Source organism: Kitasatospora sp. NPDC018619 (assembly GCF_044391605.1).
Lineage (GTDB): Bacteria > Actinomycetota > Actinomycetes > Streptomycetales > Streptomycetaceae > Kitasatospora.
Genome location: NZ_JBISAI010000017.1, coordinates 80,881 through 94,075, shown reverse-complemented (window position 1 = coordinate 94,075; position 13,195 = coordinate 80,881). Strand labels below are relative to the sequence as shown.

7 protein-coding genes are annotated in these 13,195 nt (G+C 75.8%); 2 read left to right on the top strand and 5 right to left on the bottom strand.

The genetic code is table 11. The features are described from left to right. Positions 1–38: 38 nt before the first annotated feature. Entirely contained in the window at positions 39–665 is a 627-nt protein-coding gene (locus ACH5AR_RS25660) for a PadR family transcriptional regulator (protein WP_396303850.1), read from the bottom strand. Between the two features lie 79 nt (positions 666–744). On the opposite strand from ACH5AR_RS25660, the gene ACH5AR_RS25655 reads away from it, so the two are divergent. Continuing rightward, positions 745–1,716: an endonuclease/exonuclease/phosphatase family protein gene (locus ACH5AR_RS25655; RefSeq protein ID WP_396303849.1), complete on the top strand. Its 972-nt coding sequence runs from the start codon at positions 745–747 to the stop codon at positions 1,714–1,716. Between the two features lie 18 nt (positions 1,717–1,734). Here the strand turns inward: ACH5AR_RS25655 and ACH5AR_RS25650 are convergent, their stop codons facing one another. From ACH5AR_RS25650 to ACH5AR_RS25635, 4 genes are all read right to left on the bottom strand, one after another. Further along, a complete protein-coding gene (locus tag ACH5AR_RS25650) occupies positions 1,735–2,943 on the bottom strand; it encodes a PP2C family protein-serine/threonine phosphatase (protein WP_396303848.1) in 1,209 nt (402 codons plus the stop codon). A 191-nt stretch (positions 2,944–3,134) separates the two neighbouring features. Further along, positions 3,135–6,353, bottom strand: coding sequence for a UvrD-helicase domain-containing protein (locus ACH5AR_RS25645; RefSeq protein ID WP_396303847.1), 3,219 nt, complete (start codon positions 6,351–6,353; stop codon positions 3,135–3,137). A gap of 109 nt (positions 6,354–6,462) precedes the next feature. Beyond that, on the bottom strand, positions 6,463–9,783 hold the full coding sequence (locus tag ACH5AR_RS25640; protein WP_396303846.1) for an ATP-dependent helicase: 3,321 nt from the start codon (positions 9,781–9,783) through the stop codon (positions 6,463–6,465). A gap of 66 nt (positions 9,784–9,849) precedes the next feature. Beyond that, a complete protein-coding gene (locus ACH5AR_RS25635; RefSeq protein ID WP_396303845.1) occupies positions 9,850–10,257 on the bottom strand; it encodes an MGMT family protein in 408 nt (135 codons plus the stop codon). A 135-nt stretch (positions 10,258–10,392) separates the two neighbouring features. Between ACH5AR_RS25635 and ACH5AR_RS25630 the strand changes: the two genes are divergently transcribed. Further along, a complete protein-coding gene (locus ACH5AR_RS25630) occupies positions 10,393–13,149 on the top strand; it encodes a flippase-like domain-containing protein (protein ID WP_396303844.1) in 2,757 nt (918 codons plus the stop codon). Positions 13,150–13,195: the final 46 nt, after the last annotated feature.

Here is a 13,195-nt window from a genome sequence, read left to right as displayed (position 1 = left end):
GTCGGGACCGGGCCGGGTGGTTCGGGTGGTGCGGGGGCTCAGGCGCGCAGCCGGCGGCCGCGCTTGACGGGGGCCGCGCCGTCGCGCGCGGCCTCGGCGGCGCGGGCCCGCAGCAGTTCGGCCTGCTGGGCCAACCGCGTCTCGCAGTGGTCGAGCCAGCGGATCTCTGCCTCGGTCTGGAAGATGAGCTGGTCGAGGACGAGCAGCCAGGCCAGGTCGTTGCTCTCGGAGGGCACCGCGCCGGCGCGCTTCTCGCCCGCGAGGGCCCGGCCCTTGAGCCGGGTGTAGTCCTGGAGCGCCTTGATGCTGTGCCGGCGCTGGCCCTGGACGACGGCGGAGACGTCCACACCCGGGACGGTCACCGCCATGGCGAGCTTGATCGCCAGTTCGTCGCGCGGGGGGTTGGTCCGGGGCACCGGGGTGTCGAACCAGGCCCGCAGCTCCTCCCGGCCGGCCTCGGTGGCGGCGTAGAACTGGTGGCCCTCGTCGTCCTCCCCGGCGGGCTCGACCAGTCCGTCGCGCTCCAGTCGCGACAGCGTCGTGTAGACCTGCCCGACGTTGAGCGGCCAGGTGGCGCCGGTGCGCGCCTCGAACTCGGTGCGCAGCTGGTAGCCGTAGCGAGGGCCCTGGTCGAGCAGGGCGAGCAGACCGTGACGGATGGACATACCGAGTATGTATACCCGGTATGCCCTACCGTCTCAAGCCGGGCCCGGCCGCCCGGCGGAGCGGGTACCGTCGTGCGGTGTGAGCCAGTTGCGCATCGCCACCTTCAACCTCTTGCACGGCCAGCCCCTCGCCCCGGACGGTGCCCCGCGGCCCTACCCGGCCGACGCCGGCGGGCCGTTGGCCGAGGCGGTGGCCGCGCTGGACGCCGACGTGCTGGCGCTCCAGGAGGTGGACCGGCACCAGGCGCGCTCCGGCGGCACCGACCAGGCGGCGGTGGCGGCCGCGGCGATGGGCGCCAAGGACTGGCGCTTCGCCGCCGCGCTGCACGGCCGCCCGGCGGCGGTGGCGGGCTGGGTGCGGGAGCCGTCCGGCCCGGACGGCCTGCGGGTGTACGGCCCGGGCGAGGTGGGCGACGGCGCCCCGCCCTCGTACGGGACGGCGCTGCTGACGCGGCTTCCGGTGCGGCACTGGCGGGCCCGGCGGTTCGCCCCGGCGCCGTTCGGGCTGCCGCTGCGGGTGGCCGGGCGGCGCGGCCTGACGCCGGTGCCGGACGAGCCGCGGGCGGCACTGGCGGCCGTCCTGGAGGGCGAGCGGGGGCCGTTCACCGTGGTGGCGGCGCACCTGTCCTTCGTCCCCGGCTGGAACATGGCGCAGCTGGCCGGCATCCGGCGCTGGATCGCCGACCTGCCCCGGCCGTACCTGGTGCTGGGCGACTTCAACCTGGTCGGCGCGGTGCCGCGGACGGTGCTCGGCGGGGCGACGGCGCTGGAGCGCACCGCGCCGCGGGCGCGGGTGCGCGAGCTGCGGGCGGCCCGGCGGGCCCGGCCCGCCCTGGCCGAGCCGCGCCGGCGCCGGGTGCGCGAGCCGCGCCCCCGGCTCCAGGGCTGGTACGACCTGGCGCGCACCCCGACCTACCCCTCGCACCGGCCCGCGGTGCAGTTCGACCACGTGCTGGCGGTCGGGGTGCCGCGCACGGCGGTCGGCCCGGCGGCGGCGCCGCGCACGGCGGTGTCGGACCACCGCCCGCTGCTGGTCGAGGTGTCGCTGTAGGGCCCGGGCCCCCGGCGCCTACTGGCGCGCCAGGACCCCGGCCTGCTGCGGGAGGTGGACGAGGGCCGCGGGCGGCTCCCCGGGCGCGAGGGCGGTCGGCGGGTCGAACTGGAGCAGCAGCATGGCGGCGTCGTCGCCGAGCTGGCGCCCGACGTGGCGCACCACGTCCTCGTGCAGGCGCTGCAGGACGTCGGCCGGGCGGTCGGCGGCGCAGTGCGGGAAGCGTTCGGCGAGCGGGTAGAAGACGCCGGCGCGGTCGCGGGCCTCGATCACGCCGTCGGTGAACAGCAGCACCCGGTCGTCGTCCTGGAGCATCAGCCGGTGCACCGGCGGGCGGACGTCGGCCGGGTCGAGCACGCCCAGCGGCGGTACCGTCTCGGCGAGTTCGAGCGGCCGGACCTCGCCGCCGCGCAGCAGCAGCGGGGCCGGGTGGCCGCAGTTGACGATCTCGGCGGCGCCGTCCGGGCGGACCCCGATCAGCACCAGGGTGACGAACTCCTCCTCCACGCCCGGGTGGTCGTTCTCGTGCAGGGCGCGGTCGAGGCTGACGGCCAGCCAGCCGGCCACCCGGTCGAGGTCGGCCTCCTGGTGGGCGGCCTCGCGGAAGGCCCCGAGCACGGCGGCGGCCGTCTCGACCGCGCCGAGGCCCTTGCCCCGGACGTCGCCGACCACGGCCCGCACCCCGTGCCGGGTGTTGACGACTTCGTAGAGGTCGCCGCCGATCCGGGCGTGCGCGGCGGCGGCCTCGTAGTGGACGGCGGCCCGCACGGTGCCGACCCGCTCGGGGACGGGCCGCAGCAGCACCCGGCGGGCGATCGAGGCGACGAGCTGGGCGTCGGCCAGCGCCCGCTCCTGACGCAGCCGCAGAGTGGCGCTGACCCACCCGATCGCGGCGACGAGCAGGATCGCGAAGACGCTGGCGGCGTGCACGGACTCGCCGATCGTGTCGCTGCGGATGGCCATCAGGAAGGCCGCCGCCTCGGTGCCCAGACCGATGGCGAGCGGGTACCAGGTTCGGCGGCTGACCACGGCGGCCAGCGCGGGGACGGCGGTGAGGGCCGGTTCGACCGTCACCTCGGTGCCGCTGAGGTAGTCGAGGGCGACGATCAGCACCATGCCGATGAACGGCAGCGACAGTGCCGTCCTCGGCCAGGTGCCCGTCGCGCGCGGAGCGGGCGCCGGTGCCGGCCCGGCGAACCGCTCTCTGATCCATCCGGTCGCGCTCAACTTCGGTCTCTCCAGCAGAAGACGCCGATGCCCGGGGGCACCTGCGGTGATGACTGAGGGTCAGGGAATACGGACCTCGCTGGCGGCCGGAGCACGGGGGTTGACCGGTTACCGACCCCACAATAGGCGCGAAACGTGCACGACGCACAGGTTTCGGGCATCGGCGTGATGACTTGGATGCTCTGCGTGACTCAATAGTCACTGTTCCCGATCAGGAGCCGTTCCAACTCTTTTCGGTCAGGAAGTCCTGTCGGTCGCACGATTCGGCCGCTGCGGACGTACAGGAACGAAGCCGTGACCTGCTCGGGATCGACGCCCGCGTGCTCGGCCCAGGCCAGCCGGTAGACCGCGAGCTGCAACGGGTCGGCGGTCTCCTCCCGGTGGGTCTTCCAGTCCACCACTTCGTAGCGTGACGCACCACCGGATTCCGACATCCCGTCACCTTCCCGGTAGACGGCGTCGATCCTCCCCCGCACCACGCGCCCCGCCAGCACCAGCTGGAACGGCGCCTCCACCCGGTGGGGCTTGCGCTGCGCGTACGGGGTGCGCAGGAACGCCTCCTTGAGCCGCTCCAGGTCCTGCTCGTCCTCGATGCCGTCGTCGTCGGCGCCGGGCAGCGCGCCCGGCTCGACCAGCAGCAGCGGCTCGATCCGGGACTGCACCCAGGCGTGGAAGCGGGTGCCGCGCCGGGCCGCCGGCTGCGGGGGGCGCGGCATCGGGCGGGCCAGCTCCTGGGCGAAGCCGTCCGGGTCGGCGGCCAGCCGCAGCAGCTGGGTGGCGGACAGCGCGGCGGGCAGCGGCACGTCCCGCGCGGTGCGCCGGGAGCGCTCCAACTCGCCCAGCAGCGCGGTCAGGTCGCGGTCCCAGGAGGCGACCTGCCGCTGGTCCTCGGGGGCCATCTCCTCGGCCTCGGGGGCGGGCGCCCCGGCGATCCGCGCGCGCACCACCTGGGCGACCCTGCGGCGGGCGTGCTGGGCGGCCGGGTCCAGCGGCAGCGGCCAGGGGCGCTCGACGGGTGCGGCCAGCGCCGGGTTCACGGCGCCCTTCTCCGGCTGCTCGGCCCAGTGCTCGACCTCCCCGGCACCGGGCCGCTCGCAGTGCTCGCGCAGCTGTTCCAGGAAGGCGGACGGGCCGCGGACGGTCTTCTGGCTCGGCCCCCACCAGTGCCCGGAGGCCAGCAGCAGCGACCGGGGCCGGGTGAACGCCACGTAGCCCAGGCGCAGTTCCTCGACGGCGGAGTGGTCGGCCAGCTCCTTCCTGAACGCCGCCACCGACTTCCCGCTCCACCCGCCCCGCACGTCGGGCAGAGTTCCGGCGTCGCCGCGCAGGGCGTGCGGGAGCACCCGCTTGGTGCTCGTCCAGCGCTCGCGCGGGCTGGACGAGGGGAACGCGCCCCGGACCAACCCGGGGACGGCCACCACGTCCCACTCCAGGCCCTTGGACTTGTGCGCGGTGAGCACCTTCACGGTGTCCTCGCCCCCGGGCAGGCTGCTGTCCAGACCGCGCTCGTACTCCTGGGCGGCGCGCAGGAAGCCGAGGAAGGCGGCCAGGCCGGGGTCCCCGTCGAGGTCGGCGAAGGAGGCGGCGACGTCCAGGAAGGCGTGCAGGGTCTCCCGCCGCCGGGCGGCCAGCGCCTGCGGGGAGGCGGCGAGTTCGACCTCCAGGCCGGTGACGGACAGCACCCGGTGCAGCACGTCCATCAGCGGGTCGGCGAGCGAGCGGCGCAGGTCGCGCAGCTCGGCGGCGAGCCGGGCGAAGCGCACCCGCGCCTCGGCGGAGAACGGCAGCTCGTCGGGCTGGTCCGGCTCCAGGAAGGTCTCCACCGCGTCGGCCAGCGAGACCACCTCCGTCGGGTCGGCCTCGGCGACCGCCGCGGCCAGCGCCTCGACGCCCTCGGGCCGGTCGGTGCGCACCAGGCCGGCGGCCCGGCGGCCGAGCAGCGCGAGGTCGCGCGGGCCGATCCGCCAGCGCGGGCCGATCAGCAGGCGCACCAGCGCGGCGTTGGCCGTCGGGTCCTGCAGCACCTCGCAGACCGCCACCAGGTCGGCCACCTCGGGCAGTTGGAGCAGCCCGCCGAGGCCCACCACCTCGACCGGCACCTCCCGGGCGACCAGCGCGGCGTGGATGTCCGGGAAGGCCGCCCCGCCGCGGCACAGCACGGCGATCCGGCCGGGCGCGGTGCCGGTGCGCACCAGGTGGGCGACCGAGTCGGCCAGCCAGTCGACCTCCTCGGCGTGGGTGGGCAGCAGCGCCGCGCGCACGTAGCCGTCCTGCTCGGCGCCGGGGGCCGGGCGCAGCGCCTCCACGCCCTCGTGCATCTCGCGCAGCGGGGCGGCGAGGGCGTTGGCGAAGGCGAGCAGCCGGCCGCCGCTGCGGCGGTTCTCGCTGAGCGCGTAGCGCTCGGCGGGGCGGCCGTCGGCCTTCGGGAAGTGCCGGGGGAACTCGTCGAGGTTGGCCACCGAGGCGCCGCGCCAGCCGTAGATCGCCTGGCACGGGTCGCCGACGGCGGTCACCGGGTGGCCGCTGCCGGCGCCGTCGCCGTCGGCCGGGGCGCCGAAGAGCCCGGCGAGCATCAGCCGCTGGGCGACCGAGGTGTCCTGGTACTCGTCCAGCAGCACCACCCTGAACTGGCCGCGCAGCAGTTCGCCGACCTCCGGGCGCTGCTGGGCGAGACGGGCGGCGGCGGCGATCTGGTCGCCGAAGTCCATCAGCCCGGCGGAGCGCTTGCGGCGGCGGTACTCCTCGACCAGGCGCAGCAGCTCCTGCCGGGCCCGGGCGGTGGCCGGGACGGCCCGCAGGTCGTCGTTGGTCAGCCGGACGGTGGCGAGGGTGTCCAGCAGTTCCTCGTCGAACGCGCGCAGGGCCTGCGGCTCGACCAGGTGCTCGGCGAGCTCGCCGTCCAGGGCGGTCAGGTCGGCGACGAGGTTGGCGAAGGTGCCGGTGAGCGCGGGGAACGGGCCGCGGGCGGTGCGCAGCACCTTGGCGGCGAGCTGGAAGCGGGTGGCGTCGGCGAGCAGCCGCACGTCCGGTTCGATGCCGATCCGCAGGCCGTGCTCCTTGAGCAGCCGCCCGGCGAAGGCGTGGTAGGTGGAGATCTCCGGGTCGCCGAGCGGCTCGGCGTCGTCCCGGTCCACGATCCCGGCGCGCAGCAGGGAGGCGCGGACCCGTTCGGAGAGCTCGGCGGCGGCCTTGTTGGTGAAGGTGAGGCCGAGCACCTCCTCGGGCCGTACGGCTCCGGAGCCGACCAGCCAGACCACCCGCGCGGCCATCACCGTGGTCTTGCCGGAGCCGGCCCCGGCCACGATCACGGCCGGTTCCAGCGGAGCGCCGATCGCCGCCATCTGCTCCCGGTTGAACGGGATCCCCAGCAGCTCCTTGAGCTGGTCGGGATGGCTGAGCACGGCGGTCACCCCGCAACCGTAACCGGAGCGGCGGACAAACCCCGCCCGGCCGTCGCCCGCCGGACGCCCGGCCCCTCCCAAGCCCGCCGACGCCCGGCCCGCCCCGGGCCCCGCTCGGCTACTCGACCAGCTGGGCCCCGTCGCGCTGGGCGGAGCAGCTGCGGCGGAAGGCGCAGCGGTCGCAGCCGCCGCCGGTCTGCGGGACGAACCGCTCGGCGAGGACCCGGCCGGCCGCCTCGGCGAGCAGGTTCTCGATCCAGGGCTCGCCCTGCGGCGGTTCCTGCCGCTGCACCTTGGGGGTGTCCTGGGCGGCCTTGGCGGCCGGCTCGCGCAGGTGGACCAGTTCCGCGCCGCCGGTGTCCGGCGGGCCCCCGGTGAAGCCGGGCAGCTCGTTCAGGGCGCCGGCCCGGACGGCGAGCTGGTAGACGGCGAGCTGCTTGTGCTCGGGCAGCGACTTGTCGGTGGGTATCTGCTTGCCGGTCTTGAAGTCGACCACGTAGGCGCGCCCGGCGGCGTCCTTCTCCACCCGGTCCATCGAGCCGCGGATGCGCACCGAGACACCGCCGACGTCGAGGGTGACGTCGAAGCCGTGCTCGGTGGCGACGAGGTCCCGGCCGCGCTCCAGGACGTGCCAGTTGAGGAAGCGCTCCAGGGCGGAGCGGGCCTCGCTCTTCTCCTGGTGGGACTTCCAGGGCGCGTCGAAGGCCAGCGCGTCCCAGACCGTGTCCAGCCGTTCCATCAGCACGGCGAGGTCGGCCGGGGTGCGGCCGGAGCCGACCTCGTCGGCGAGGGCGTGCACCACGTTGCCGAAGCCCTGGGCCGCCGAGCCCGCGCCGCGCGCCCGCACCTCCTTGTCCAGGAACCACTGGAGGGAGCAGCTCTCCAGCTGCTCCAGCCCGCTGCCGGACAGCCGCACCGGCACGTCGGCGCTGCGCAGCGGCTCGGGGGCGGCGGTCGGGTCGTCCAGGCCCCACCAGCGCTCGGGGCGGGCGGCGGGCACCAGCGGCTGCCCCTCCTCGTCGGTGGCGGCGGCGAGGGTGGCGAGCCGTTCGGCGGCGGCGCGGCGCAGTTCGGGCGAGCGGGCGGGGTCGACGGTGACGGCGCGCAGTTCGGCGACGAGCGCGGCGACGGACAGCGGGCGGCGCGGGCGGTGGGTGACGTCCTCGACGGTGACCGGCGGGGTGCGGCGGACCACCTTGCCCGTCCTGGGGTCGACGTCCTCGCGGTAGAGCTCGCGCAGGAAGCGGGACGGCTCGTCGCCGTCGTCGGCGGAGGCCTTGACGGCGGTGACGATCAGCCGCTCCCGGGCGCGGGTCGCGGCGACGTAGAAGAGCCGGCGCTCCTCGCCGAGCAGCGCGCCCGGGGAGAGCGGTTCGGCGAGGCCGTCACGGCCGATCCGGTCGGCCTCCAGCAGGGAGCCGCGGCGGCGCAGGTCGGGCCAGAGGCCGTCCTGGACGCCGGCCACGACGACCAGGCGCCACTCCAGGCCCTTGGAGCGGTGGGCGGTCATCAGCCGCACCGCCTCGGGGCGCACCGCGCGGACGGTGAGGGTGTCGGCGGCGATGTCCTGGGCTTCGAGCTCGGCGAGCAGGTCGAGGGCGCTGCGGTGGCCGGTGACCTGCTCCTCGGCCCGGGCGGCGGTCTCGAACAGGGCGCACAGCGCGTCCAGGTCGCGGTCGGCGTTGCGGCCGGCCGCGCCGCCGCGCAGGGCGGCGCGTTCCAGGCGTTCGCGCCAGCGGCGACTGCCGTCCCACAGCTCCCAGAGCGCCTCCTCGGCGGTGCAGCCCCCGGCCAGCAGCTCGCGGACCTTGCGCAGCAGGGTGCCGAGGTCGCGGGCGCGGCGGGCGTGCGCCGGGTCGAGGGCGACGAGGCGCTCGGGTTCGGCGAGGGCCTCGCGGATCAGCTCGCCGGCCGGGCGCGGGGCGGCGGCCGGGCGCCCTTCGGCCCGCAGCGCGGCGCGTTCCTCCTCGCGCAGGGCGCGGCCGAGGCGGCGCAGGTCGGAGCCGTCGAGGCCGCCGAGCGGACCGGTGAGCAGGGCGTGCGCCAGCTCGGTGGTCAGCGGGTCGGGGGCGTCCGGGTCGCCCTGCCGGTCGCGGGCGGCCTGCTCGGCGCAGACCCGCAGGGCGAGCAGCAGCTGGGCGACGGCGGGCTCCTCGCGCAGCGGCAGGTCGTCGCCGTCGATCTCCAGCGGGACGCCGGCGGCGCCGAGCGCCCGCCGCACGCCGGGGATGGAGCGGGCGCCGGCCCGGACGAGCACGGCCATCTCGCCCCAGGGCACCCCGTCCTCCAGGTGGGCGCGGCGCAGCAGGTCGGCGATCGAGTCCAGCTCGGCCCCGGGCGTGGGGTAGGTGTAGACCTCGACCCGGCCGCCCTCGCGGGAGGGCAGCAGCGCCCGGTGCTGGGCGAGCTTGTCGGCGGGCAGCCGCCCCATCGGCATCCGGCGGGCGATCTCGCGGGAGGCGGCGAGCAGCACGGCGCCGGAGCGGCGGGAGACCCTCAGCACCTTGACCTCGGCGGGGCTGCCGTCGGCCTGCCGGAAGGTCTGCGGGAAGTCGAGGATGCCGTTGATGTCGGCGCCGCGGAAGGCGTAGATCGACTGGTCCGGGTCGCCGACCGCGACGAGGTCGCGCCCGCCGCCGGCGAGCTGGCGCAGCAGCCGGACCTGCGAGGGGTCGGTGTCCTGGTACTCGTCGACGAAGACGACCTCGTAGCGGCTCCGCAGCTGCTCGCCGACCTCGGGGCGTTCGGCGAGCAGCACGGCGCGGTGGACGAGCTCGGCGTAGTCGAGGACCCCCCGCAGGTCGAGGACGTCGAGGTAGTCGGCGAGGAAGTGCGCGGCGGCGGCCCAGTCGGGGCGCCGGACGCCCTGCGCGAAGCGCTCCAGTTCGGCCTCGCCGAGGCCGAGCTCACGGCTGCGGGCGAGGACGGCGCGGACCTCGTCGGCGAAGCCGCGGGTGGTCAGGCAGGCCCGCAGGTCCAGCGGCCAGGCGATGCGGCCCCGGCCGTGCTTGGCGTCCTCGGCGCCGCCGGCCAGCAGTTCGCGGACCATCACGTCCTGCTCGGGGCCGGAGAGCAGCCGCAGCGGCTCGGCGTAGTCCTCCGGGTCCTGGTGGGCGCGCAGCAGGGCGTAGCAGAACGAGTGGAAGGTGGTGGCCTGCGGGGCGGCGGCCGAGCCGCCGAGCCGGCCGGACATCCGGTCGCGCAGCTCCGTCGCGGCCTTGCGGCTGAAGGTGAGGACCAGGATCCGCTCGGGGTCGGTGCCGTCCTCGATCCGCCGGGCGACGGCCTCGACGAGGGTGGTGGTCTTGCCCGTGCCCGGCCCGGCGAGCACCAGCAGCGGCCCGCCGGCGTGCTCGACGACGGCGCGCTGGTAGGCGTCCAGCACGGGCCGGTCGGGCTGGACGAGCGGGCTGCGCACGAGCCGGTAGGGGGAGGTCACGAACGGTCCTGGGGTCGAACGGGGGCGTGGCGGGGCGGGCCCGCGTGGGGCCCGCCCGCATCGAGCCTACGATCCTGCCCCGTCATTCCCGTCCGCGCGGCGGGTTTCGGCGAACCGGTCCCAGGGAACGGGCTCACCGTCCCAGCGGGCCCGTCGGAGGTCGACCCGGGGCGGGTCGGCGAGTTCGCGCAGCGGGGTGCCCTCCTCCCCGTAGTGGCCGAGGGCCCGCTGCTCGTGCCCGGGCAGCAGGCGGCCGTCCGCGCGGACCACCCGCCACCAGGGCACCGAGCCGCCGTACAGGGCCATCACCCGGCCGACCTGCCGGGGGCCGCCCTGGCCGAGGTACTCGGCGACGTCGCCGTAGGTCATCACCCGGCCGGGTGGAATCCGCTCGGTCAGGTCGAGCACCAGTTCGGCGAACGGCGGCAGGGCGTCCGGAGGGCCGTCGTGTGTTGCGTCCGTCACCTGCGGCATTCTTCCGTACGGGGGCGCACCCGCGGCCCCGTACGGAGGATCCGCCGCGCCCGATCCGCCCCCTGTCCCGCACGGGAGCCCGGGGCATGCCACCATCTTCCGGGGCGGTGAGTGGTGATACGAGGACAAGACCAGATGACCGGGACGGCTGACGTGGGCGTGGACAAGGACTCCGACGAGTCCGCTGCCGCCGTGCCGCCGGCGCCCGGGAGCGGGGACGAGGGCCGGCCCGGAACGGGGCCGACGCCGGAAGTCTCCCTGATCAAGGACCGGACGATCAAGACCCCTGCCCCCGCGAAGGCCCCCGGACAGCCCGGCCCGCCCCCGGCCGGGACCGCCGGCGCCCCGCAGCCCGCCCCCGCCGCGCCGCCCCCCGACGCACCGCCCCCCGCCGTCGACCACGACCCGACGGACGAGGCCCCGCACCTGGACGTCGACGAGCCGCTGCTCGCCGCCCGCGCGCACCGCCCGTCCGACCTGATCCGCTTCCTGGCCGGCGTCCTCGGCATCGTCGCCGTCTTCGTGCTGGCCGGCATCGCCACCTCGACCACCACCGGCATCGAGCAGGACATCGCCTCCAACGCGCCGCACTTCTCCGCGGTGTTCTCCACCATCACCGGCCTGATGTCCAGCGTCGCGGTGCTCGCCGTACCGCTGGCCTTCGCCGTCGAGCGGCTGATCAAACGCGACGGCCTGAGGGTCGCCGACGGCGTGCTCGCCTCGGTGCTGGCGTACGGCGTCTCGCTCGGCATCGACTGGTGGGTGGCCGAGGGCGCCTCCGAGCACATCCGGGACGCGCTGACCAGGCTGCCGATGGACAGCAACGGCACCCTCACCGACCCGGTGCACGGCTACCTCGCCCCGGTGATCGCCTACATGACCGCCGTCGGCATGTCGAGCAGACCGCGCTGGCGGGTCGCCCTGTGGGTGGTGGTGGTCTTCAGCGGGGGCACCGAGCTGCTCGGCGGCTACACCACCCCGCTGTCGCTGATGCTCACCGTGCTGATCGGCTGGTCCGTCGCCTACGGCACGCTGTACGCGATCGGCTCCCCCAACATCCGGCCCACCGGCCAGCACCTGATGATCGGCCTGCGCAAGGTCGGCTTCACCCCGGCCGGAGCCGTGCGCGCCCCCGACGCCCCCGGCGGCACCCGCCGCTACCACGTCACCCAGCAGGGCGGCCCCCCGCTGGACGTGCACATCATCGACCGCGAACAGCAGGCCTCCGGCTTCTTCTACCGGGCCTGGCGGCGGCTGCGGCTGCGCTCGGTCGCGGTGCGCCGCAGCCCCCAGTCGCTGCGCCAGGCACTGGAGCAGGAGGCCCTGATCGCGTACGCGGCGGCCGCCTCGGGCGCCCGCGCGCCGCAGCTGGTCGCCACCTCCGAGCTCGGCCCGGACGCCGCGATCCTGGTGTACGAGAACGTCGAGGGCCGCACCCTGGACGAGCTGGCCGACGAGGAGGTCACCGACCAGGTGATGGCCTCGGTCTGGCAGTCGGTGGCCGCCCTGCACGAGCGCCGGATCGCCCACCGCCGGCTCACCGGCGAGTCCCTGCTGGTGGTGGACGAGCGGACGGGCTGCCTGGTCAACCTCTCCGGCGGCGACATCGCCGCCACCGACCTGACCCTGCGGATCGACGTCGCCCAGCTGCTCACCACCTTCGCGCTGCGGATCGGCCCGGAGCGCGCCGTCGCCACCGCCAACGCGGTGCTCGGCGCCGAGCGGGTGGCCCAGGCGCTGCCGCTGCTCCAGCCGGTCGGGATGAGCCGCTCCACCCGGGTCGACCTCGCCAAGCTCACCAAGGAGCGCAAGGCCGCCGCCCGGGCCCGGGCACTGGAGCAGGTCGCGGCCGGCGAGCGCACCCAGGAGCAGGCCGAGGAGGACATCGCGGCGGCGGGCGAGGACCTGCTGAGCCGCATCCGCGGCCAGATCCTCCAGATCGCCCCGGAGGCCCCGATGGCCCCGGCCAAGCTGGAACGGCTGAAGCCGAAGAGCCTGATCATGGTGATCGCGCTCACCTTCGCCGCCTACCTGGCGCTGACCACCATCAAGCCCGCCCAGCTGAAGCTCTCCCAGATGAACTGGGCCTGGGCCGCGGCCGCCCTGCTCGCCGCCGCCTTCAGCTACGTCGCCGCCTCGATGAGCCTGACCGGCTTCGTCCCCGAGCGGCTGCCGTTCCGGCGCACCGTCGCCGCCCAGCTGGCCGGCTCCTTCGTCAAGCTGGTCGCCCCCGCCGCGATCGGCGGCATCGCGCTCAACACCCGCTACCTGCAGAAGGCCGGGATCCGCTCCGGGCAGGCGGTGGCCTCGGTCGGCGCCTCCCAGCTGGCGGGCCTGGCCGGGCACCTGCTGCTGCTGTTCAGCTTCGGCCTGATCACCGGCAGCCAGACCAACGGGGACCTCTCCGCCTCCCGCGCGGTGATCATCGGCGTGCTGTCCGCGGCGGTGCTCGCCCTGGTGGTGGCCGCCGTCGCGCCGCTGCGCCGGTTCGTGCTGGGCCGGCTGCGCTCGCTGTTCTTCGGTGTGGTGCCGCGGATGCTCGACCTGATGCAGACGCCCAGCAAGCTGGTCACCGGCTTCGGCGGCATCCTGCTGCTGACCCTCTCCTTCACCGCCTGCCTGGACTTCTCGGTGCAGGCCTTCGGCGGCGACGTCAGCTTCTCGGCCGTCGCGGTGGTCTTCCTGACCGCCAACGCGGCCGGCTCCGCGATCCCCACCCCCGGCGGCATCGGCCCGGTCGAGGTGGCCCTGATCGGCGCCCTGACCGTCGCGGACGTCTCCCCGGCGGTCGCCACCCCGGCGGTCTTCCTCTACCGGGCGCTCACCTTCTGGCTGCCGGTGCTCCCCGGCTGGATCGCCTACAACGTGCTCCAGCGCAGGAACGCGCTCTAGGTCGCCCCGGACACACGGAGAAGGGCCCGCCCCACCCGGGACGGGC

What these genes read in the sequence shown, in the direction of transcription:
- ACH5AR_RS25660 (WP_396303850.1), bottom strand. Translation starts at nt 665, where the DNA reads ATGTCCATCCGTCACGGTCTGCTCGCCCTGCTCGACCAGGGCCCTCGC.
- ACH5AR_RS25635 (WP_396303845.1), bottom strand. Translation starts at nt 10,257, where the DNA reads ATGCCGCAGGTGACGGACGCAACACACGACGGCCCTCCGGACGCCCTG.
- ACH5AR_RS25630 (WP_396303844.1), top strand. Translation starts at nt 10,393, where the DNA reads ATGACCGGGACGGCTGACGTGGGCGTGGACAAGGACTCCGACGAGTCC.